Below are 22,940 nucleotides of genomic sequence, written 5' to 3' on the forward strand. Positions count from 1 at the left end.
GGTGCGGCCGGTGTGGTTGGCGTGGTTGCAGGTGTGTTTCGGCATGTTGCTCTCCAGTGAATGAGCCCGAGCTTACTTCAGTTTGGTCGGGCCATTCAATGGATAAATGCTATGGGGTTGATCATTTGTTTTTGTACTGGTTGGTTCAATGGCCGTAACGCCCCACCAGCGTCTGCGCCCCCAACGCGTGGCCTTGCAGCAACTGCAAAAGGCCGCTGCGGTCCAAGCCCTCGGGCAGGGTGCCCAAGGGTAGGTCGGTGGCGATCACGGTCAGTGCGTAGTGATGCGGGTTGTCGCCGGCGGGCGGGCAGGGGCCCCGATAGCTGAGGGTGCCCCGCGAGTTGCGCCCTACGGTCAGGTACTGCCCGCTGACACCCGCCGTGCCTTCCTTGAGCCCGTCCTGCTCCGGGTCGATGTTGTAGGCGACCCAGTGCACCACGCCGATACCCTTGCCGCCGTCCGGGTCGAACATGATGAGTGCCAGCGACCGGGTACCGATGGGCAGGTTGTCCCAGCTCAGTTGCGGGGTGCGCTCTTCACCGGCGCCGCAGGCCGGGTCCGGGCCGACCTGCTGCAGGGCGATCACGCCGCCATCGGTAAATGATGAGGAACTGATCGACAGTGCGCCTTGATTGCTGCTGTTGGCCAAGGCCGTGCAGGGCAGCAGGGCGGCGAGCAGCCAGGGTTTGAGGTTCATGGCGAATCCTTGGCGGGCTTTGCGGCGCAGTGTAGCCCAGGCCAAACAAATGGGGCCGCAAAGCGGCCCCTGGGATCAATGAGATTCCGATCGCTGTGCTGGCGCCGGGTTTTCTACCGGCTCCAGCGGCGGATGCTCCTGCGCAGCATGCATCAGGTCTTCGGTCACCCGCAGCTCGGCGCCGGTTGGCGAGAAGGTGGTCGAAGCCGTGAACGGTGCCGGGTGCTCCGCCGCCGGGCGTTTACCGCGACGCCACATGAAGAAGCACACCATGCCCAGGTTGACCACGGCAAAGGCCCAGAACAGGCCGGCCTCGCCAAACTCGGTCATCATCGGCGACATGGCGACCGGCGCCATGGCCGAGCCCAGCGAGTTGATCAGCAGCAGGCCTTGAATCATCGGTACCAGTGCATCGGACGGCGCCCGGTCGGCCGCATGGCTGACCGCCACCGGGTACAGGGTGAACACACCACCACCCAGCAGGAACAGCATGGCCGGCAGCAGGAACGAGTCCGACGGCAGGAACACCGTGACCAGCGACAGCACCACGCACAGCGCGGCCAGGGCGATCAGCACATCCTGGCGGTCCTTGCGGTCGGACCAGCGCCCGACCGGGTATTGCAGCAGCATGGCGCCGAGGATCACCCACGCCATCATGTTGCCGACCTCGCCCACCTCCAGGCCGATGCGCTGCAGGTACAGCGGCAGCAGGGAATAGATCCCGGCAATGGCCACGCCCGAACCAAAGCAGCCCACCAGGCCCGACGGTGCCACACCCAGCAGTTGGCGGGGCTTGAGCGGTTCGACCTGGTCCAGCAGCGGCGATACGCGTGGAAGAATCACGATGGGCAGCACTGACAGGGCTGCAAGCACGCCAGCCAGCATGAAGGGGGCGGTGTCGCCAAGCTGGGTGATTTCGCCAAGGCCTGCCTGGGCGATTACCCCGGCGCCGTAGAAGGCGATCATGTACAGCGCCAGCAGGCGGCCGCGGATCTTGGCGTCGCCGGCCAGCAGCAGCCAGCTTTCGATCACCAGGAACACGCCGACCGCTGCCCAGCCGTTGATCAGGCGCAGCACAGACCACCAAGTGACGTCGTAGAACAACCCTTGCAGCAGGATAGTCGCGGCGATCAGCGAGGCGAAGCTGGTGTAGGCGCGGATATGGCCGATTCGCAGGATCAACCGGTCGTTGAAGATGGCACCCAGGGTCAGGCCGATGAAGTAGGTCGACGAGACAATACCGATGGTGGTGGCTGATTCACCGGCAGCGCCCAGGCGCAGGGTGGTCAGCGAAGACATGAAGCCGTTGCCCAGGGCAATGATGAACAGCCCGAGCAGGGGCGCCAGCGCCATGGCCAGCAAACGCGGAGACATATGTACCTCTAGTTGGATGAGCGGAATGAGCGCCTTCTCGGACGCGCACACCGGCTCGACCCGACAAGGGACGAGTGGCTACACGGATGCGACCTGGGCAAGACTCAACCGCTGGGCCCTTTGGGAAATGGGCCGTGCGGGGAGGGTTGAGCCTATTTCACATGTGCGTTCATGTGTTCAGGCACGGACTCTGTCATTGCTGCCGGTTGCCACCGTTCAAGGCGACGGGCGAAAAGGAGGCGCGATTCTACGGGCTTGCGCGGTTTTGCCCAAGGGGCATTGGCGTGCGACGAGACGCCGCAGTCTGCGGGCGACATGAATATGTCTGTGACAGACAAGCCGTGGCTGCAACGCAGCCCTGGCAATCCATTCCTTATCTTGCAACTGCCAACCTTGACGGGTCAGCACCATCGCCCGGGTTTCTTTAAACGGTGTGTCATGAGCACAGGCCGTTGTCTGCAGGTAGTCCACTGGCTTCAAGACTCAGAAATCAACGCTGGCCGACAAGCGCAAAACGCGTGGGGTACCTTGGGTCAGGTAGTTGTTGGAAGTCGACGCCGACGCCCAATACGCTGTGTTCGCCACGTTCTCCACATTGGCGCGCAACGTCACCTGCTTGTCATCGACCTTGAAGCGATAGCGCCCGCCCAGGTCCACCCGGGTCCAGGCCGGGATGCTCAGGCTGTTAGCCGCGTTTACATACTGGCCACCCGTGCGCAGTACCCTGGCGCTCAGCGCAGCACCTTCAAGGCCTGGCACGCCCCAGTCGGCACCCAGGTTGTACTGGAAGCGTGGTACACCGGCAGCCCGGTTGCCGTCGTTGCTGCCATAGGCGGTGTTCTTCTGTTCGGTGTGCATGAACACTGCACCGGTCAACAGCCGCAGGCCGTCCACCGGTTCACCGAACAGGTTCAGTTCTACACCCTTGTTGACCTGTTCGCCGTCCATGCTGAAGGTGTCCTGCTGCGCCCCGGGTGCGCGGTAGGTGACGCTGTTGGGCTGTTCGATACGGTATACACCCAAGGTGGCGCCAAAGCTGTTCCAGTCCAGCTTCACCCCGGCCTCGACCTGCTTGCTGCGCTTGGGCGGGAACACTTCGTTGGCGTTGGTGACGCTGGAAGGCGCGGTCGGGCCCTGGGCCAACCCCTCGATGCGGTTGGCATAGAACGACACATGCTCCCAGGGCTTGATCACCAGGCCATACACCGGGGTGGTGATGGACGCGTCGTAAGGCGTGTTGCGCGCACCGGTACCGGTCACCCAGCTGTCGACGCTGATCGATTGCCGCCGTACACCCACGGTCAGCAGCACACGGTCATCAAGAAAACCCAGTGTGTCGGACACCGCGACACTTTTGTTGCGGTTTTTACCGACAATGCGCGGGTCATGCAGGTCGCTGCCGAAGTAGGTATCGGTCGGGCGCGGTACCTTCACCAGGTTGTACAGGTTGCTGTCGTAGCGCTTGGCCGCAGCCAGCGCCTCATAAGCGGAACGTTGCTCACCCCACATACCCGACAGGCCAAAGTTGACTCGGTGGCTGACCGGGCCGGTGGCAAAGCGGCCATTGAGCCCGGCGACGGCGCTCTTGTTGTCCTCGTCGTGGGGGGAATAGAGAAAGCCACCGCGCGCGGTGCCGTTGGCGTCGCTGACGTACAGCGAGGAATACTCGCCATTTTCGCGGGTGTGCTTGGCGCCAGCACCGGCGTACAGCATCCAGTTGTCGTTCAGGTCGTACTCGGCGTTGACCATGCCGTAGGTATCTTCGAGTTGTGACCAGCTCCAGTCCTGCGAGTAGTTGTCACGCGCCGATGGGGCGTGGGGTACTTTGCTGCCGGTGGGGTAGATCACCGCGCGGCCCTGGTTGATGCGCTCTTTCTGGTAACCCAGGTCGGTGGACAGGCGCAGGCGTTCGCCTTGGTAGTCCAGGGCCACGGCAACCAGGGTGGAATGCTGGGCTTCGTCGTCGACGCCCGTGCCGCCGTCATGTTGGGCCAGGTTGATGCGTGCGCCGAAGCGGTTGTCTTCACCAAAGCGATTGCCCAGGTCCAGGTGGCCACCGCTGTTGTCGCCAGTGGCGTAGTCGAGTGTGACATGGCGCGTCGGGGTATCTTCGGCGCGCTTGGGTACCAGGTTGATGGCCCCCCCAATGCCGCTGCCTTGTGGCGCGACCCCGTTGAGGAAGGCACTGGACCCTTTGAACACCTCGACCCGTTCGAGCGCCTCGGTGGTCACGATCTGCCGTGGCAGCACGCCGTACAGACCGTTGTAGCTGATGTCGTCGGTGTTCAGCGGCAAGCCGCGTATGGTGAACACTTGCGAGAAATTGCCGAAACCCGCCGACTGGCGCACCGCCGCGTCATTGAGCAACACATCACCCAGGGTGCGGGCTTGCTGGTCGGCGATGGTCTTGGCGGTGTAGCTGGTGACGCTGAACGGCACGTCGCTGATTGCCTGGTCGCCGAGCACGCCCAACTTCGCGCTACGCGCCACCTGGCCGCCTTGCCAGGTATCGCTGCTGGCGGCCAGGTCGCTGTTGATGGTGGTCGCGCCCAGTTCCAGTGCATTGCCCAAGTCGACCGTCGGCGCCAAGGTGTAGCCGCCGCTGTCGGTGGTTATCAGGCTGTAGCCACTGCCGACCAGCAGACGGGCGAAGCCTTCCGGGATGCTGTAGCTGCCTTCGAGGCCTTGGCTTTGCACGCCCTTGAGCAAAGCCGGGTCGAACGACAACGGCACCCCGGCGCTGACGGCGAAGCGCGCCAGTACATCGGCCAGCGGGCCGGCGGACAGATGATAGGTGCGCGGGGTGGCGTCGGTTGCCATTGCCACAGGGGCTGTGGTGGCGATGGCAATGGCGAGACTCAGGGCCTTGAAAGGCAAGCGGTACGGCTGGCAGGGCGTCATGCGAGGGTCCTGTGGGTGCAGAAGATGAAGGTTCTGCACTCATCACCGGACGACGCAGGAAAAGGTATCACTGAAACATTCACGGTCCTGCCGGGATCGCGTCAGCTTAGCGGCTCCACGGTCACCCAATAGCGCGACAGGCCTTGGAGGGTAATTGGCAGGGTGTCGCTCAGCAGCTGAAGGCTGGCATCGGTGTCTGTCAGCGGGAAGGCGCCAGATACCTTCAAATGGCGCACCGCCGGGTGGCAGCGCAGCACACCAGGTCGGTAGCGGCCCAGCTCCTGCAGCAAATCGGCCAGGCGCATGTCGCGCGCCAGCAGCATGCCGTGCTCCCAGGCCAGGTCGCCGGGCTCCAGCGGTGAGGCAGGCAGTACGCGCTCGGCATCGAAAGCGCTGCGCTCGCCTGCCTTGAGCAGCAGGCCGCCGGTGGCGTGCAGGGGGTGGGTATCGACTACGCCTTCAAGCACGGCTACCCGGGTCAGTGCGCCATCGATGCGCACGCTGAAGCGTGTGCCCAGCGCAGTCGCCTGCCCCTGCAAGGTGCGCACTAACAGCGGCCGCGCCGGGGTGGCAGGGTCCTTGGCGCTGGTGAGCAGAATTTCGCCTGCCAGCAGATCGATGCGGCGTTGTCGGGCGTCGAAGGTGATATCAATGGCTGTGTCGGTGTTCAGCAGCACCTGGCTGCCGTCGGCCAGCGTCAACGTGCGTTGCTCACCCACCGCTGTATGTGCATCGGCAGCCCATTGCTGCCACGGCGTTTCGCGCCAGGCCAGCCAGGCTGCGGGTGCGGCCAGCAGCCACAACCCCAGGCGATGCAAGGCCTGGCGGCGGCTGACCGCACCGTTGCGGCTGAGCCGGCGCAAGGTTTCGCCGGTCACCGGCGTGGGCAGGCGGCGGAAGTCGCCCAGAATGGCCTCGGCCCGCTGCCAGGCCTGGGCGTGCTGGGCGCTGCGCTGGCACCAGGCCTGCACCGCTCGGTGGTCGTCTTCGGTGGCAGTGCCCGACTGCAACTGCACCAGCCAGTCGGCGGCCTCACCGAGAATCAGCGGGTCGATGCGTGGCACCATCAGTCGATGCTCAGGCAGGCGAGAAAAGCGGTGCGCATATCGCGCTTGATGGTAATCAGCGACACCTGCAGTTGTTCGGCGATTTCTGCGTAGGTCAGCCCGTCCAGCTGCGACAGCAGGAACACCTGGCGCACCCGGGCTGGCATGTCGCGCAGCATGGCATCGACGCGGTGCAGGGTTTCGAGGATCAGCCAGCGTGTTTCCGGTGAGGGCACTTCGGTTTGCGGCAAGTGGGCGATGGCCTCCAGATACGCGCGCTCGACATCCTGGCGGCGCCAGCGGTCGACCACCAGGCCCTTGGCAATGTGGGTGAGCAACGCCCGGGGTTCACTGCCAAAATAGCTGCTGCCCTGGCGGCTCAGCAGGCGCACGAACGTGTCATGCGCCAGGTCGGCGGCATCGCAGGCATTTCCCAGTTTGCGCCCTAGCCAACCCTGCAGCCAGCCATGGTGCTCGGTGTACAGCGTCTGGACCTGCAGGTTGAGAGTAGGGTCGGCGGGCGGCATGGCAGGCGCGAGGTTCCGGGAGAGGGGGGCAATTAAGAATTGATCGCATTCTAAGCCTCTGCCTGGAACCTGGCAATGCGCGCTTTTACAAGGCCTTGGCCAAAAACGCCGCTGTGCGGCTTTCGGCACATTCAGCCACCACCTGTGGCGTGCCACTGACCACCACCTTGCCCCCGGCATCGCCGGCACCCGGCCCGATATCGATCACCCAGTCGCTTTGCGCCACCACGCGCATGTCATGTTCGACCACCACCACGCTGTGCCCGCTTTCAACCAGGCGGTTCAGTTGCACCAGCAACCGGTCGATGTCTTGCGGGTGCAAGCCGTTGGTGGGCTCGTCCAGCACATACAGCGTTGCCCCGCGGGCCATGCGTTGCAGCTCGGTCGCCAGCTTGATCCGTTGCGCTTCACCACCGGACAGTTCGGTAGCCGGTTGGCCCAGGCGCAGGTAGCCCAGGCCGATGTCCTGCAACACTTGCAGGCATCGCCGCGCTGGAGGCTGTTCGGCGAAAACCGCCAGGGCTTGGTCAACGGTCAGTTGCAGCACTTGCGCAATGTTCATGCCTTGCCAGCTCACCGCCAGGGTTTCAGGGTTGTAGCGGGCGCCATGGCAGGTCGGGCAAGGGGCATAGACGCTGGGCATGAACAACAACTCGACGCTGACGAAGCCCTCGCCCTCGCAATTGGCGCAGCGGCCCTTGGCAACGTTGAAGGAAAAACGCCCGGCGTCGAAGCCCAGCGCCTTGGCCTGCTCGGTGGCAGCGAACAGCTTGCGCACATGGTCGAACAAGCCGGTGTAGGTGGCCAGGTTGGAGCGGGGCGTGCGACCGATCGGCTTCTGGTCGACCTGCACCAGGCGCTTGATGCTATCCAGACCGGCGCTCACATGCCCGCTGCCGGTCTGCTCAGGTTCGTCCTCCAGGCTCTGTTCTTCGGTCTCGCTGCGTTGCGCTGCATGGCCCAGGTGCGTCCCTATCAGCTCCAGCAGGGCCTGGCTGACCAGGCTGGACTTGCCCGAGCCGGAAATACCCGTAACGGCGGTAAAGCAGCCCAGCGGGAAGGCGGCGCTGAGGTTGTCGAGGTTGTTGCGGGTAATGCCTTCAAGCGTGAGCCAGTCTCGGGCCTGGCGTGGCGCATGTGCGGCCCGGGACTGGGCATCGAACAGGTAGGCGCGGGTGCATGATTGCTCGACCTCGGCCAGGCCTGCGGGCGGCCCGCTGTAGAGGATGGTGCCGCCATGCTCGCCAGCAGCCGGCCCGACATCCACCAGCCAGTCGGCGCGGCGCATGGTGTCCAGGTCGTGCTCCACCACATACACCGAGTTGCCCGCGTGCTTCAGGCGCTGCAGGGCTTCGAACAACGCTTCGCTGTCGGCCGGGTGCAAACCGGCCGAGGGCTCGTCGAGCACATAGATCACACCGAACAGCTGTGAGTTGAGCTGGGTGGCCAGGCGCAAGCGTTGCAGCTCACCCGAGGACAAGGTGGGGGTGCTGCGTTCCAGGGCCAGGTAGCCGAGGCCAAGGTCGAGCAGGGTATCGATGCGTTCGAGCAGCTCGTTGGCGATGCGTTGTGCCGCCAGGCGCTTTTCCAGGGTCAGGTCGTCTTGCGGTTGCGTCAGATAGTCAGCTGCCGCCACGTTGCGGAATACCTCGGCCAGCGCCTGCAGCGACAGGTGCGACAGTTCGGCGATATCCAGGCCGGCGAACGTCACGCCCAGCGCCTCGCGCTTCAGGCGCTTGCCCTGGCACAGCGGGCAGGGGCTGGGGCGCATGTACTGGGCCACGCGCTTGCGCATCTGTGCGCTCTGCGAGTGCATGAAGGTATGCAGCACATAACGCCGGGCCCCCATGAACGTGCCTTGGTAGCTAGGCTCCTGCTTGCGCTTGAGTGCGGCGCGGGTCTGCGCGGGCGTCAGGCCGGCATAGACCGGCGCGGTGGGTGTTTCTTCGGTGAACAGGATCCAGTCGCGTTGCGCCTGGGGCAAGTCGCGCCAGGGGATATCGACGTCATAGCCCAGTGTTACCAGAATGTCGCGCTGGTTCTGCCCCTGCCAGGCCATCGGCCACGCCGCCACCGCGCGTTCGCGAATGGTCAGCGACGGGTCGGGGACCATGGTCGCTTCGGTCACCTCGAAGACCCGGCCCATGCCATGGCACTCCGGGCACGCGCCCTGGGGCGTGTTTGGCGAAAAGTCTTCGGCGTATAGCATCGCTTGCCCGGCCGGGTAGTGGCCGGCCCGCGAGTAGAGCATGCGGATCGAGCTGGACAAGGTGGTCACGCTGCCCACCGAGGAACGGGCACTTGGCGTACCGCGTTGTTGTTGCAGGGCCACGGCGGGTGGCAGGCCTTCGATGGCATCCACATCTGGCACGCCAACCTGCTCGATCAGGCGCCGGGCATAGGGCGCCACTGATTCGAAATAGCGGCGCTGGGCTTCGGCATAAAGCGTGGAAAAAGCCAGCGAGGATTTGCCCGAACCGGACACGCCAGTGAATACCACCAAGGCATCACGCGGGATATCGACATCGATGTTCTTCAGGTTGTGCTCGCGGGCTCCACGGACGCGAACAAAACCCGTTAGCGAGGCAGGGCGTTGATGCATGCGGCGATCCTTAATCGTTTGTGGCATTGACGTTAAGGTATCAATACGCGTGGGGTAATGGTTCCTTTAATGAGACCTGAGAGTTTTTGCGCTTTGGGTCGGCGAATAAAGTGGCCTCGCGAAATAATGATAATTCGGAGGTAAAAATGCACCATTCGTTACCCGGCACTACACGGCGCCGCGACTTGACTCACAGGAATACAGAGCGGGCTGAGCGCGTGTATTCGCCTTACGGCTTTGGCAGGCGACAGGCCGACAGTGTGTTGGGTTTTGCCGGATACGTCAGCGCGTTGAAGGGTGATTGCTATTTCTTGGGCAATGGTGCGCGCATGTACAACACCCAGTTGATGCGGTTTCACAGCCCGGATAGTTTCAGCCCATTTGGCCGTGGAGGGTTCAATGCCTATGCCTATTGCGCGGGAGACCCCGTGAATCAGATAGACCCGGATGGGCATTCGCCGGTTTCTGTAGTAGGCAAAGTACTATGGGCTACCGCGTGGGGAGCGGATACGGTGACATCGGTGGATGCGGCAGCTAAAAGAATTCTCCACCGATCGATCCAGAAGATGAAAGGGCGGCGTGTGCCGCCGATGAATGGAAAAAGATGTCGAGGGAACGAGGCATTGATTAACGTCGGAACGACGGGTGCTATGGCCGGGTACAACGTGCCGGATTTGTTCATGGAATCGTTGACGACGTTGGGTCCTTTCAAGGAGAACCTACTTAACGGGTTTACGGGGCTCGGCGCTGTGACGGCCACCGTGGGCAAGGCAACAAGGGCGTTTCGTAAAGTCCAGCAAACTAATGCGCTGGCCAAGAAGCACAACTTTTCGCGGCCGAAGCTTTTGTGGGAGGCTGTAAAAGAGGCTTACGGATGGAATCTGCTGCGTGGTAACGAGTCGGCTATCCTCGAACCACGCGACAGAACGATCGTGTTGCAAATTGATGGACTTGGAGTTCCAACGGGAAATTACATCAGGAACGGCAAACCGATTTTTGCTTCCCCGGCGTGAAACCGCATCCATTTCCGGCAGAGCGGAGGCACGCACTGGTCTTTTCGCGGGCAAGCACAAAGCGCTGCAGGGTGTTACTGGCCTTCCCGAAACCCGCTAGGGCTTACCCCCGCATGTTTGCGAAAGAACCGGCTGAAATACCCCACATCGGCAAACCCCAGCTCATGGGCGATTGCTTTCACACTCAGGCTTGAATGCCCAAGCATGCGCTTGGCCTCCAGCACCAAACGGGCATTGATCACGCTCATCGGCGTCATGCCCAGGTGCTCCTGGCACAGCCGCCCCAGCGTAGCCAGGGTCATGCCCAGTTCGGCCGCGTAGTCCGCCAGCGGCAAGTGCGAGCGGTAGTGCATGTCCACCCGCTCGCGAAAAGCGGTCAGCTGCTGGCTGCGCCTTGACACAGGGCGTTGCTCACCCTGGGCGACGTGCGGTTCATGACGCAGCACCTGGATCAACAGCGTCAGTAACAGTGCCATGCTGCTGGCCACATGTTCGCGAGCGCGGTTGTGGTATTCCTCGTGCAGGGCTCGGCACAGTGGCAGCAACGGGTCCTCATCGCCTGCCCAGTGCGGCAGGGCGATCACCTGAGGTTTGCGCAGATGCGCCAGCAGGCCGGGTGCCAGCACCTGGGCGATGCTCTCCAGTGGGTGCTGGGCCGCCGTGATCACCTGGCCCTCGACCTGGCCCGCCCAATGGAAACCGTGCACCACCTGCGCCGGCACATACACCACGCAAGGCGCCTGGACCTGCAACCGCTCACTGTCGAACAGCACCTCGCCGCCACCGCTTTGCAGGTACAGCATCTGCAGCAGGCCTTCGTGACGGTGCGCGGCGATCTCCCAGTTGTGTGCGCCTGAGCGCTTGGAAATTCGCTCCACATGCAGGGCTTCGTGCCACACCGGCTGCGCGGTTTCACCGTACAGGGCGTAATTGGGGATCTTGTTCATCTTGTTGTAATTGTTCTGTTCTGTACCTGGCTACTGTGCCACAGCTGCACACGGGCATCAGGGCGTAGCAGGAAAATTGACGGGAATGTGAGGCGGGTTGCACGTTTTGTCCATTCTGCAGCTGTGCCTGCCGGCCCTAGGCTGTTGCCCAGAACAAGCGAAACTCTGGAGAGCAGCATGCATAACAACAAGATCCCCTCTCAGTGGCTGGGCCTGGACTCGGCTGTATGTGTGGTCACCGGCGCTGCTGGCGGCATTGGCGCGGTACTGGCCGCTGCCCTGGTAGAGCAGCAGGCCCATGTGGTGCTGCTGGACCGCGACCTGGACAAGTGCCGCGAACTGGCGGCCACCCTGGGTGAGCACAGTGCTGGCGAAGTCAGCGCCCTGGCCTGCGACATTGCCGACCCGGCCAGCGTGGAGCAGGCGGCTGCGCAGGTTCAGGCGCTGCATGGGCGCTGTGATGTCCTGATCAATAACGCCAGCGTGCTGCGCCCCGGCGCGCTGGACTCGCTGAGCCTGGACCTATGGAACCAGGTGCTGGCGGTCAACCTCAGTGGCTACCTGTTGTGTGCCCAAGCCTTTGGCCGTTCGATGCTGGTCCGCGGCCAAGGCCGTATCGTGCATGTGGCCTCGATCGCTGCCCATTACCCGCAACCCAACAGTGGTGCTTACAGCGCGGCGAAGGCCGGCGTCAGCATGCTGTCGCGGCAAATTGCCGTGGAGTGGGGGCCACGCGGTGTGCGCAGCAATGCGGTGTGCCCGGGGTTGATCCGCACGCCATTGTCGGCGGCTTTTTATGCCGACCCGCAGGTGGAGCGTCAGCGTTGCGCCATGACCGCCAACCGGCGCATTGGTGAACCGCAGGATATCGCCGAGGCTGTGCTGTTCCTGGCCAGCCGCCGCGCCGACTACATCAATGGCGCAGAACTGACCGTGGATGGCGGCCTGGAGAGCATGCCCATGGCACTGATCCCGCGCCCGGGCTTCGAGGGGGCAGGCCAATGAACACGCGCAACTGCGATGTACTGGTGATCGGCGCAGGCGCTGGCGGCCTGGCGACAGCCATCACGGCGAAAAAGCTCGGCCTGGATGTCATCGTCATCGAAAAGGACGACTGTTTTGGCGGCACCACGGCATTTTCGGGTGGCGTGTTGTGGGTACCGGGCAACCGGTACGGGGCCAACGACAGCTACGAGGCTGCCATGACCTATTTGCGCAACGAAGCCGGTGCCTGCTTCGATGCGGCGGGGGTCGAGGCCTTCTTGCGCCACGCACCGCAGATGGTGGCGTTTTTCGAGCGTGAAACGGCGGTCAAGTTCGTGCCCACGTTGTACCCCGACTATCACCCGCAGGTGGAGGGCGGCGTCGATGTGGGCCGCTCGATACTGGCCGCACCTTACGACATCCGTGGCCTGGGGCCCGACATGGCGCGCCTGCGCCCGCCCCTGAAGACCATCACTTTCATCGGCATGATGTTCAATTCGTCGAATGCCGACCTCAAGCATTTCTTCAATGTCACCCGTTCGCTGACCTCGTTCGTGTATGTGGCCAAGCGGCTGATGACCCATTTGAAGGAGCTGGCCCTGTACCGACGCGGCACCCAGGTTACCAGTGGTAATGCGCTGGCGGCGCGGCTGGTACGCTCGGCGCTGGACCTGGGCATCCCGATTCTCACAGGTACCCCGGCGCGGCAGTTGCTGCGCGAAGGTGAGCGGGTGGTGGGCGCCCTGGCCGGGCAGGGCGGCAACGAGCTGCGCATTCAGGCCCGGCGTGGGGTGGTGCTGGCCTGTGGCGGTTTCTCCCATGACTTGCAACGGCTGCGCCAGGCCTACCCGCATGTGCGCCGTGGTGGCGAGCATTTTTCGCCGGTGCCGGCAGGTAATACCGGCGATGGCGCGCACATGGCCGAGGCGCTGGGGGCCAAGGTCGATATCCGCTTGCAGGCAGCTGCAGCCTGGATGCCAGTGTCCAAGGTGCCGGTGGGAGGCGGGCGGCATATTGCCTTTCCGCATTTGCTCGACCGCTACAAGCCGGGGGTGATCGGCGTGCTGCGTTCGGGCCGGCGTTTCACTAACGAGTCGAACGCCTACCATGACGTGGGTGCGGCGCTCATCGAAGCCTGTGCCGACCAGGCAGAAACCGCCATGTGGCTGGTGTGCGACCGCCGCACTTTGGCCAAGTACGGCCTGGGTTTTGCCAAGCCTGCACCAATGCCGCTGGGGCCATTGCTGCGTAACGGCTACCTGCTCAAGGGCAAGACCCTGGCCGAGCTGGCGGGCAAGGCTGGTATCGATGCGCAAGGGCTGGAGCGGACGGTGCGCGAGTACAACCTCGGCGCGGTCCACGGCGAAGACCGCCAGTTCGGTCGCGGCAGCACCTGCTTCAACCGCTACTTGGCCGACCCGCAGCAACAGCCCAATCCGTGTGTGGCGCCGGTGGGCGAGGGGCCGTATTTTGCCGTGAAGGTCATCATGGGTGACCTGGGCACCTTCGACGGGCTACGCACTAGCGTGGTCGGTGAAGTGCTGGCAGCTGACGGGCAGGCCATCGACGGCCTGTATGCGGTAGGTAACGACCGCGCCAGCATCATGGGCGGCAATTACCCCGGTGCGGGTATCACCTTGGGGCCGATCATGACCTTTGGCTACATCACCGGGCGTCACCTGGCGGGTGTCGAGCAGGGGCTGTCGGCTGCGGGCAACACACGCGAGGTGGCGTGATGGACAAGCCCGTCGTCGACCACCGCATCTACACCATCCGCCCGCGCTGCATGGTGGCCTTCCTCGAGGCCTTCGACCAGTTGGCAATGCCGATCCTGCTGCGCCACCTCGGCGTCCCCCTGGCGCTCTACACCAGCAGCATCGGGCCGTTGAACCAGGTGGTGCACTTGTGGGGCTATGACAGCCTCGATGATTTCGAGAAGCGCAGCGCGGCAAGGGATGCCGACCCGGACTTTGCCGCCTATCTGCACGCCACCCGTGATCTGGTGGTGGCGCAGGAGACGCGCATCATAAGGCCTGTGCGCTTACCCAGCCTGGGCTGAAACACCGTCATAAAAACAACAACAGGTGATACCCATGAACAACAACACGCTCGACGTGCGCCAATTGATCGACCAGCAACCCATAGGCCATTACCAGAAATGGGTGGTGTTCCTCGGCTTCCTCATCATTGCACTGGACGGTCTGGACGTCGCCATCATCGGCTTCATTGCCCCACAACTGAAAAGCGACTGGGGGTTGGGTGCACAAAGCCTGGGCCCGGTATTGAGCGCCGCGTTGATCGGCCTGGCCCTCGGTGCGCTGATTGCCGGGCCCCTGGCGGACCGCTATGGGCGCAAGGCGGTATTACTGTGCAGCGTGCTGCTGTTCGGCATCTGGACCTTGGCCTCGGCTTTCTCCCCCAACCTGGAAACCCTGGTCGCCCTGCGCTTTCTTACGGGGTTGGGGCTGGGCGCTGCCATGCCCAATGCCAGCACGCTGGTCAGCGAGTACGCCCCGGCACGCAGCCGCTCACTGCTGATCACCCTTGCATTTTGCGGGTTCTCACTCGGCGCGGCGGCCGGTGGCTTCGTCAGCGCCTGGATGATCCCCAACCTTGGCTGGCGCAGTGTCTTGGTGTTGGGCGGGGTGTTGCCGTTAGTGGTCTTACCGCTGTTGTACTGGCGTCTGCCAGAATCGGTGACCTTTCTGGTCAGCAAAGGTGCGGACCGCCAGCGCATTCTGGCCATCGTCCGCCACTTGGCCCCTGATCAGGTGAACGACGACAGTACCTTTGTCATGCCTCGGAAAACCCAGGCTGCCGGCGGTGCGATTGGCACCATCCTCTCGCCACGCTATCGCTTTGGTACATGCATGCTTTGGGGCGGCTATGTGCTGGCACTGTTTCTGGTTTACCTGTTCAGCGGCTGGCTGCCGACGCTGGTGAAAGAGGGCGGTGGTTTTTCGGTAGCCGAAGCCGCCATCGTCACGGCCTGTTTTCAGATTGGCGGACCGGTGGGGGCAATTTCGGTAGGTTGGGCCATGGACCGTCACCCAGCGCAACGTGTACTGGTGCTGACGTTTCTGTTCAGCGGTGCGGTGATTTTTGCGATCGGCCAGGTCGCCACAGACTTCGCCTGGCTGTGCGCGGTCGCGAGTGCCGCGGGCTTTGGCCTGAATGGGGCCAGTGTTGGCATGAATGCGCTGGCGGCGGCTTTCTACCCGACTGAAGCACGGGCGACCGGGGCCAGCTGGATGAGCGGCATCGGGCGAATAGGGGCGATCCTCAGTGCTTTTGCCGGGGCGCAGATGCTGGCATTGGGCTGGAGCTTCGCCCAAGTGTTCGCTTCGCTGCTGTTGCCGGCCGGGCTGGCGGCCTTGGCGATGTGGCTGCAAGGTTGGCATGCTGCACGGCAGCTTAGCGCTCCAGGCTGTACATCCGGCATTCTGCCAACAACGCCAACAGGTTCGGCTCCCGCTCCCGCGCCTTCAAGAACACCACACCAATATGCTGCTGCAAGCGATATTGCGGCTTCAAGGCAATCAACCTGACGCGGTTTTCGTATACCGCCGCGATGCGCCCGGGCAGCAGGGCGAAGCCCACGCCCGAGCTGACCATGCTCAGCAGGGTGAAGATATCGTTCACCTGCATGGCCACCTTCGGTTCGAAGCCGGCCTGCTGGAACACCCGTGCGCCATCGCGGTGGGTGGCGAAGCCCTGGGTCAGGGTAATGAACGTGGAGTCGGCGAGGTCGGCCAGGTCCACCTCGTCTTGCCCGGCGAAGGGCGAGTCGGTGGGGACAGCGAGGAAGATGTCGTCGGAGAACAGCGGCAACTGCTCGCAGGCCGGGTCGCTGACGCTTTCGTCGAGGGAGACCAGGATGGCTTCCAGTTCGTGGTTCTTCAGGCGTTGCAGCAGGTCGACGTTGGAGCCCAGGGTCAGGTCGATGTTCAGTTCGCTGCGTCGCAGTTTCAGGCCCATGACCAGCTTGGGCACGGTCTTCACCGTCAGCGAATAGAGTGCGCCCAGGCGGAAGCGCTCGGCATAGAAGCCGGCGGCTTCGCGGGTTTGGCGCACCATCTGCTCAGCGTCCTGAATCAGCTGGCGGGCTTTCTTTTCCAGTACATAGGCACTTTCCAGCGGGATCAGCTGGCGGCCTTCGTGCTTGAACAGCGGGCAGCGCAGGGCGCTTTCCAGCGAGTGGATGGCGCGATGTACGCTGACCGCGCTGGTAGACAGCTCGGCAGCGGCGCGGCCGAGGTTGCCGGTGCGCATGAAGGCGAGGAAGGTTTCCAGCTTTTTAAGCGTCAGTTCTTCGTCGATCAGCATGGGCGGCCTTGAGTGGTCATTGCATGGACTCGATCAATGCCCACAATGCCGGCTCATCGAAGTCATTCACAACCAGCCCAGCCCCCGCTGCCAGCAACCGCTGCGGCGTCTGAGTGGTGGCCACGCCCACGGTGAAGATCCCTGCTGCACTGGCCGCCGCCACCCCTGGTAATGAATCCTCGAAGGCCAGCGCTTGCGCGGCTTTGGCGCCCAGCCGCTGCAGCCCGGTGAGGTAGGGCAGCGGGTCTGGCTTGGGCCGTGCCAGTTCCTCGGCCACCAGCACATGCTCGAAGCGCTGGCCAAGGCCCATGGCGTTCAGCATGTGCTCGGCGTTCAGCCGGGGTGCGTTGGTGACCACGCACATGCCGATGTTGCGCGCCTGGGCATGTTCCAGCAAGCGCAGCAGGCCCGGCATTGGCTCAAGGGATGGCGACATGTCGCGGAACAATGCCTCCTTGCGGTCGGCCAGCGCCTTGCACTGTTCGGCACTGGCACCGCTGAACAGCTCGGCGAACAGCTCGCCGTTGGCGCGACCGCTGACCTGGGCATCGAACTGCGCCTGGCTCAGCGCGCGGCCATCATGCTCATGCAGCAGCTGTCGAAAGGCCTGCAGGTGCAGGGTATCCGTGTCGGTGAGGGTTCCGTCGAGGTCGAACAGCAGGGCGGTCAGCATGGGATATCCAAATCAAAAAAACACACGCCAGGGGATCATAACCAAAGCTGACGACGAAGGGGGCTGTTCAGTGTGCTCCGAAAAGAGTACAAATGTGCTCCATGGACAATCTTACCCCCAAACGCCGCGCCATTTTCGAATTCATTCGTGAGCGCATTGCCGACCATGGCCAGCCGCCAAGCCTGGCCGATATCGCCACGCGCTTCGGTTTTGCCTCGCGCAGTGTCGCGCGCAAGCACATCACTGCCCTGTGCCAGGCCGGTTACATCGATGTCACGCCGAACCAGGCGCGGGGCATTCGCCTGGCCGAACCACTGCGCCGGCCAGAAATCCTCGAAGTACCGGTGCTGGGCCAGGTGGCGGCAGGTGCCCCCATCGGCCCGGACCTGGGCATCCACGAACAGTTGCTGCTCGACCCCAGCCTGTTCCGCCGTACACCGGATTACCTGCTGAAGGTGCGTGGCGATTCGATGATCGACGACGGCATTTTCGACGGTGATCTGGTTGGCATTCTTCAGCAGGCCGACGCCCGCGATGGCCAGATCGTGGTGGCGCGCCTGGATGGGGAAGTGACCATCAAGCGCCTGCAACGCAAGGGCAGCCATTACAGGCTGTTGCCACGCAACCCGGCCTATGCGCCCATCGATGTGAAGCCTGAACAGGAATTTTTCATCGAAGGCGTGTTCTGCGGCTTGCTGAGGCGTGACTGATGGGCGCGGTGGTCGACCTCGACAGGCTGCTCGACCAGCGCCGGATATGGCGCGGCCGGCAGGCCCTGGCGCGGCCACTCGGGTTGCAGCCCACAGGCCATGCGGCCCTCGACGAGCGCTTGCCGGAAGGCGGCTGGCCAGCGTCCGCACTCAGCGAGCTGTTGCTGGCCAGCCCCGGTTGTGGCGAATTGCAGTTGTTGTGGCCAACCCTGGCCCGGCTGAGCGCTGAAGCCAGCCGGGTGGTGCTGGTGGCACCGCCGTTCATTCCGTATGCACCGGCCTGGCAGTCGGCCGGGGTGGACCTGCGCTGGCTGGTACAGGTGGATGCCGAACCTGCCGATGCCCTGTGGGCTGCTGAACAGTGCCTGCGTTCGGGCAGTTGTGCGGCGGTACTGTGCTGGCCGGCGCGTGCCGATGACCGCGCCCTGCGGCGTTTGCAGGTGGCCGCCGAAACCGGCCAGGCGCTGGCCTTTGCCTGCAGGCCACAGCAGGCGGCGCACAACCCTTCACCGGCAGCACTGCGCATTGCCGTCGACACTCGCCCGGCGCAATGGCGCGTCTTGAAAAGCCGTGGCGGCATGCCGCCGGCGCTGCCCATTGCCTGCCCGGGCCGGGGCTGATGCACCATGCTCTGGGCCTGCATACTGCTGCCGCAGCTGGCGCTGGACACCGTCCTGCGTGAGCGTGACGCCCCTGATACGCCTCTGGTGCTTATTGGCGGGCCAACCCCGCGGCGTGTGTTGCAGGCAGTCAACCCGGCGGCCGCTGCACTTGGCTTGCGGGCCGGGCAAACCCTGACCGCAGCGCGTGCCCTGGCGGATGGCTTCACCTGCGTCGAGTCCGACCCGAAGCGCATCGAGCAGGTGCAGCAGTTGCTGGCAGCCTGGGCCTACCGCTTCAGTGCCCAGGTCAGCGTGCATTACCCGCGCGCGCTGTTGTTGGAAGTGGGCTCCAGCCTGAAACTTTTCGGCCCGTGGCCCTTGTTCGAGGCGCGCTTACGCCAAGAGCTGGCAGACCTCGGATTGCGCCAACGTATCGTCCTGGCCAGCAACCCAGTGGCGGCACGGATGCTCGCCAATGGGCACGACGGCTTGGCGGTGAGCGATGCCGATGCAACCCGCGCCGCATTGCTGGGCATGCCCATCACGCGAGTCGGCTTGCCGGCAGAGGCTGCCGAAGCCTTTGCCCGCATGGGCTTGCGCCAGCTGGGGCAGGTATTGGCCTTGCCGCGCGAGACATTGGCCAGGCGCTTTCCGGCCCAGGTACAGCTGCACCTCGACCAGTTGCTCGGCCTGCGCAGCCTGGGGCTGGACTTCTACCAGCCACCGGACCGCTTCGAAACCCGGCTGGAACTGAATTTCGACGTTGAATCACACCAGGCGCTGCTGTTCCCGCTGCGGCGCATGCTCAACGACCTGGCTGCATTTCTCGCCGGGCGCGATTGTGGTGTGCAGCGTTTTTGCCTGCATCTGGAGCATGCAGAAGGGCCGGATACTGTGCTCAAGGTGGGCCTGCTGGCGGCCGAACGCGATGCAGCAATGCTGTTCGAACTGGCCCGTGGGCGGCTGGAGCCGCTGCGCATACCCGCACCGGTGCGCAACCTGCGGTTGGTCGCCGAAGACCTGCCGCCCTTCGTGCCGCAGCATCAGCCGTTGTTCGACCCACGCGCACAACAGGCCCAACCCTGGGAGCAATTGCGCGAGCGGCTGCGCGCCCGCCTGGGGGATGAGGCCGTCAAGGGGGTGAGTGCAGCGGCAGATCACCGCCCTGAATGCGCCTGGCAACTGGCAGAGCAGGGGGCACAAGGCAACATGCCGGTTGCCCCGGGCAGCCGCCCTGGCTGGCTACTGCCAGCACCGATGGCACTGGATGACACCGGCTATCGGTTGCAGGGTTATGCTGAACGCATCGAATCAGGGTGGTGGGATGGCGGCGATGTGCGCCGCGACTACTACCGCATCGAAACCCGTGACGGCCTGCATGGCTGGGCCTACCGCGACCTGAGCGAAGCCGGGCCTATGTGGCTGCAGGGCTGGTTCGCATGAACACTTCGGGTTATGCCGAGCTGCATTGTCTGTCCAACTTCAGCTTCCAGCGCGGTGCATCGAGCGCCGAGGAGCTGTTCCGTCGCGCGCGAGAACAAGGCTATCAGGCTTTGGCGATCACCGACGAATGCACCTTGGCCGGTATCGTGCGCGCCTGGCAGGCCGCCAAGGCGCATCAACTGCGGCTGATCGTCGGCAGCGAGGTGCAGTTGCAGGACGGCCCCAAGCTGGTGCTGCTGGTCGAAGACCTGGCCGGCTACCAGAACCTGTGCGCACTGATCACCCGCGCCCGTCGGCGGGCAGAAAAGGGTGAATACCAGCTTTTTCGTGACGACCTGCCGCTGCACGGCCAGGGCCTGCTGGCCTTGTGGGTGGCCGATGACAGTGACGATACGGCCACCGGCGAGTGGCTGCGCAGTGTGTTCGATGAGCGCCTGTGGCTGGCGGTGCACCTGCACCGTGGCCACGACGATGCCACGCGCCTGCTACGCCTGCAGTCACTGGCGGCCGATGTGGGGATCCGCGCCGTGGCCTGTGGCGACGTTCACATGCATGTACGCGGCCGTCGTGCCTTGCAGGACTGCATGACTGCCATTCGCCAGCATTGCCAGGTGGCCGAGGCCGGGCGCTTTCTGTTTGCCAATGGTGAGCGGCATGTGCGCAGCCTGGCACAACTGGGCGAGTTGTACCCGGTCGACCTGCTGGCCGAAACCCTGGCCATTGCCCAGCGCTGCCAATTCGACCTCAGCGAGTTGAAGTACCAGTACCCGCGCGAACTGGTGCCCCAGGGCCACACCCCGGCAAGCTGGTTGCACGAGCTGTGCGAGCAGGGCTTGCCATTGCGTTGGCCGCACGGGCCAAGTGACAAGGTGCGTGATGTGCTGGCCAAGGAACTGGCGCTGATCGAAGCGTTGGGTTACGAAAGCTACTTCTTGACCGTGCACGACATTGTCGCCTTCGCCCGCAGCCAGCGCATCCTGTGCCAGGGCCGCGGTTCTGCCGCCAACTCGGTGGTGTGTTTCGTGCTGGGCATTACCGAACTCGACCCCATGGAGCACCGCCTGCTGTTCGAGCGTTTCCTGTCGCGTGAACGCAACGAGCCACCCGATATTGACGTGGACTTCGAGCACGACCGGCGCGAAGAAGTGATCCAGTACATATTCCGCCGCTATGGCCGGCACCGTGCCGCGCTGACTGCGGTGGTCAACACTTACCATGCTGCGGGTGCGGTGCGGGATGTGGCGCGGGTGCTGGGCTTGCCGATGGATCAGGTGGATGCCCTGGCCAAATGCTGTGGCCGCTGGAGCGACCGCATGCCCGATGACCAGCGACTGGCAGAGGCCGGCTTCGAGGCCAGTAGCCCTTCGTTACGCCGGGTGCTGGTGCTGGCGGGTGAGCTGATTGGCTTCCCTCGGCACCTGTCGCAGCACCCGGGTGGTTTCGTCATTTCCCAGCAGCCGCTCGACCAGTTGGTGCCGGTGGAGAATGCGGCAATGGCGGAGCGCACGGTGATCCAGTGGGACAAGGACGACCTGGACATGGTCGGTTTGCTCAAGGTCGACGTACTGGCGCTGGGTATGCTCAGCGCCTTGCGCCGCTGCTTCGACCTGCTGCAACGCCACCGGGGCCGGCAGCTGACCCTGGCGACCATCCCCAGCGAAGATCCGGCCACTTACGCAATGATCAGTCGCGCCGAGACCATGGGTGTGTTCCAGATCGAATCGCGTGCGCAGATGGCCATGCTGCCTCGGCTAAGGCCCCAAACGTTCTATGACCTGGTCATCGAGGTGGCTATCGTCCGCCCCGGGCCGATTCAGGGCGACATGGTTCACCCTTACTTGCGCCGGCGCCTGAAACAGGAGCCCGTCACTTACCCGTCGCCGCAGCTCAAGGAAGTCTTTGCGCGCACCTTGGGCGTGCCGTTGTTCCAGGAGCAGGTAATGGAACTGGCCATGGTCGCAGCCGACTACACGCCAGGCGAAGCCGACCAGCTACGCCGCAGCATGGCGGCCTGGAAACGCCACGGCGGCCTGGAGCCGCACCGTGAGCGGCTGGTGCAAGGCATGCTGCGCAACGGTTACGAGCTGGCGTTTGCCGAGCGCCTCTTCGAGCAGATCAAGGGCTTTGGCAGCTATGGCTTCCCGGAGTCTCACGCGGCCAGTTTTGCCTTGCTGTGTTATGCCAGCAGCTGGCTGAAGTGCCATGAACCGGCAATCTTCACCTGCGCGCTGGTCAATAGCTGGCCCATGGGCTTCTACAGCCCTGACCAGTTGCTGCAGGAGGTGCGCCGCCAAGGTATCGAGGTGCGGCCAGTCGACGTTTGCCATAGCGAGTGGGACTGCACCCTCGAGCCTGATGCGCTAGGTACATTGGCCATTCGCATGGGCTTGCGGCTGGTGCGTGGTTTGGCCGAAGCCGATGCCAGGCGCGTGCAGCAGGCGAGGGCGCAACGGCCGTTGCGAGACGTCGAAGACCTTTGCCTGCGCGCCGGCCTCGACCCACGCGCCCGTGCCCGCCTGGCCGATGGCGGGGCACTGCGCGCCTTGGCCTGCGACCGGCATCAGGCACGCTGGCAGGTGGCGGCGGTGCAGCCGCAACTGCCCTTGTTTGCAGAGGTGGAAGCGGTGCCTGAAACTGCAGTTGATTTGCCTGTGCCCACCGTGGGTGAGGATCTGATGGCCGATTACCAAACCTTGGGCACCACGCTCGGGCCGCATCCACTGACCCTGTTGCGTTCACGCCTGAGGGCGCTGGGATGTCGCAGTTCGAGTGAGCTGCAAGGTGTCGCGCATGGCGACACCATTGCCGTGGCCGGGCTGGTAGTAGGCCGCCAGCGGCCACAGACTGCCAGTGGGGTCACCTTCGTCACACTGGAGGATGAGTACGGGATGATCAACGTGGTTGTGTGGCGGGAGCTGGCCGAGCGGCAACGGCGGGCGCTAGTGGGTTCGCAACTGCTGAAGGTCAGTGGGCGGCTGGAGCAGGAGGAGGGCGTGAGGCACCTGATTGCGCGGCGGCTGGAGGATGTTAGCCCACTGTTGCAAGGGCTGGACGTGCGCAGCCGGGACTTCCATTGAGCGATTGGGGCCGCAACG

The 22,940-nt window shown here is 64.0% G+C and carries 17 protein-coding genes and 1 pseudogene; 9 read left to right on the forward strand and 9 right to left on the reverse strand.

Annotated features, from left to right (window positions below):
• Positions 1 to 145: 145 nt before the first annotated feature.
• The 6 genes from QQL85_RS11260 to QQL85_RS11285 form a co-directional block, all read right to left on the reverse strand.
• Positions 146 to 697: a YbhB/YbcL family Raf kinase inhibitor-like protein gene (locus QQL85_RS11260; RefSeq protein ID WP_284353665.1), complete on the reverse strand. Its 552-nt coding sequence runs from the start codon at positions 695 to 697 to the stop codon at positions 146 to 148.
• Positions 698 to 772: 75 nt separating this feature from the next.
• Entirely contained in the window at positions 773 to 2,071 is a 1,299-nt protein-coding gene (locus QQL85_RS11265) for an MFS transporter (protein ID WP_016715588.1), read from the reverse strand.
• A gap of 483 nt (positions 2,072 to 2,554) precedes the next feature.
• Positions 2,555 to 4,972, reverse strand: a complete 2,418-nt coding sequence (locus tag QQL85_RS11270) for a TonB-dependent receptor (RefSeq protein WP_284353664.1) — start codon at positions 4,970 to 4,972, stop codon at positions 2,555 to 2,557.
• Between the two features lie 101 nt (positions 4,973 to 5,073).
• Entirely contained in the window at positions 5,074 to 6,039 is a 966-nt protein-coding gene (locus QQL85_RS11275) for a FecR domain-containing protein (protein ID WP_284353663.1), read from the reverse strand.
• Positions 6,039 to 6,545: a sigma-70 family RNA polymerase sigma factor gene (locus tag QQL85_RS11280; RefSeq protein WP_284353662.1), complete on the reverse strand. Its 507-nt coding sequence runs from the start codon at positions 6,543 to 6,545 to the stop codon at positions 6,039 to 6,041. The genes QQL85_RS11275 and QQL85_RS11280 overlap by 1 nt, the downstream gene beginning before the upstream one ends.
• Positions 6,546 to 6,630: 85 nt before the next feature.
• The gene (locus QQL85_RS11285) at positions 6,631 to 9,147 is read right to left on the reverse strand and encodes an excinuclease ABC subunit UvrA (protein WP_284353661.1); all 2,517 of its coding nucleotides are present in this window, start codon (positions 9,145 to 9,147) and stop codon (positions 6,631 to 6,633) included.
• 146 nt (positions 9,148 to 9,293) lie between these two features.
• On the opposite strand from QQL85_RS11285, the gene QQL85_RS11290 reads away from it, so the two are divergent.
• Complete coding sequence (locus tag QQL85_RS11290; protein WP_284353660.1) at positions 9,294 to 10,160, forward strand: RHS repeat-associated core domain-containing protein; 867 nt, start codon at positions 9,294 to 9,296, stop codon at positions 10,158 to 10,160.
• Between the two features lie 74 nt (positions 10,161 to 10,234).
• Here QQL85_RS11290 and QQL85_RS11295 read toward each other — a convergent pair whose 3' ends face one another.
• The gene (locus tag QQL85_RS11295; protein WP_284353659.1) at positions 10,235 to 11,107 is read right to left on the reverse strand and encodes a helix-turn-helix domain-containing protein; all 873 of its coding nucleotides are present in this window, start codon (positions 11,105 to 11,107) and stop codon (positions 10,235 to 10,237) included.
• 177 nt (positions 11,108 to 11,284) lie between these two features.
• Here QQL85_RS11295 and QQL85_RS11300 point away from each other — a divergent pair, with 177 nt between their 5' ends.
• The 4 genes and pseudogenes from QQL85_RS11300 to QQL85_RS11315 form a co-directional block, all read left to right on the forward strand.
• Positions 11,285 to 12,112 carry an SDR family NAD(P)-dependent oxidoreductase gene (locus QQL85_RS11300; RefSeq protein ID WP_284353658.1) on the forward strand — a complete coding sequence of 276 codons (828 nt, stop codon included), beginning with the start codon at positions 11,285 to 11,287 and terminating at the stop codon, positions 12,110 to 12,112.
• Complete coding sequence (locus tag QQL85_RS11305) at positions 12,109 to 13,827, forward strand: FAD-dependent oxidoreductase (protein WP_284353657.1); 1,719 nt, start codon at positions 12,109 to 12,111, stop codon at positions 13,825 to 13,827. Before QQL85_RS11300 ends, QQL85_RS11305 begins: the two co-directional genes overlap by 4 nt.
• Positions 13,827 to 14,150: an NIPSNAP family protein gene (locus tag QQL85_RS11310; RefSeq protein WP_284353656.1), complete on the forward strand. Its 324-nt coding sequence runs from the start codon at positions 13,827 to 13,829 to the stop codon at positions 14,148 to 14,150. Before QQL85_RS11305 ends, QQL85_RS11310 begins: the two co-directional genes overlap by 1 nt.
• Positions 14,151 to 14,184: 34 nt before the next feature.
• Positions 14,185 to 15,570 (forward strand): annotated as a pseudogene (locus QQL85_RS11315) (MFS transporter); the annotation flags it as partial.
• Here QQL85_RS11315 and QQL85_RS11320 read toward each other — a convergent pair.
• Both QQL85_RS11320 and QQL85_RS11325 read right to left on the reverse strand, forming a co-directional pair.
• Positions 15,506 to 16,417, reverse strand: coding sequence for a LysR family transcriptional regulator (locus QQL85_RS11320; RefSeq protein ID WP_284353655.1), 912 nt, complete (start codon positions 16,415 to 16,417; stop codon positions 15,506 to 15,508). The pseudogene QQL85_RS11315 and the gene QQL85_RS11320 overlap by 65 nt on opposite strands.
• A gap of 16 nt (positions 16,418 to 16,433) precedes the next feature.
• A complete protein-coding gene (locus tag QQL85_RS11325) occupies positions 16,434 to 17,090 on the reverse strand; it encodes an HAD family hydrolase (protein ID WP_284353654.1) in 657 nt (218 codons plus the stop codon).
• A gap of 92 nt (positions 17,091 to 17,182) precedes the next feature.
• Between QQL85_RS11325 and lexA the strand changes: the two genes are divergently transcribed.
• The 4 genes from lexA to QQL85_RS11345 are packed head-to-tail and all read left to right on the forward strand — an operon-like array spanning position 17,183 to position 22,922.
• A complete protein-coding gene (lexA, locus tag QQL85_RS11330) occupies positions 17,183 to 17,800 on the forward strand; it encodes a transcriptional repressor LexA (RefSeq protein ID WP_019099080.1) in 618 nt (205 codons plus the stop codon).
• On the forward strand, positions 17,800 to 18,420 hold the full coding sequence (gene imuA, locus QQL85_RS11335; protein WP_284353653.1) for a translesion DNA synthesis-associated protein ImuA: 621 nt from the start codon (positions 17,800 to 17,802) through the stop codon (positions 18,418 to 18,420). The genes lexA and imuA overlap by 1 nt, the downstream gene beginning before the upstream one ends.
• 6 nt (positions 18,421 to 18,426) lie before the next feature.
• Complete coding sequence (locus QQL85_RS11340; protein WP_284353652.1) at positions 18,427 to 19,845, forward strand: Y-family DNA polymerase; 1,419 nt, start codon at positions 18,427 to 18,429, stop codon at positions 19,843 to 19,845.
• On the forward strand, positions 19,842 to 22,922 hold the full coding sequence (locus QQL85_RS11345) for an error-prone DNA polymerase (RefSeq protein ID WP_284353651.1): 3,081 nt from the start codon (positions 19,842 to 19,844) through the stop codon (positions 22,920 to 22,922). The genes QQL85_RS11340 and QQL85_RS11345 overlap by 4 nt, the downstream gene beginning before the upstream one ends.
• Positions 22,923 to 22,940 lie beyond the last annotated feature (18 nt).

It is taken from the genome of Pseudomonas putida, assembly GCF_030159595.1.
Taxonomy (GTDB): domain Bacteria; phylum Pseudomonadota; class Gammaproteobacteria; order Pseudomonadales; family Pseudomonadaceae; genus Aquipseudomonas; species Aquipseudomonas putida_AC.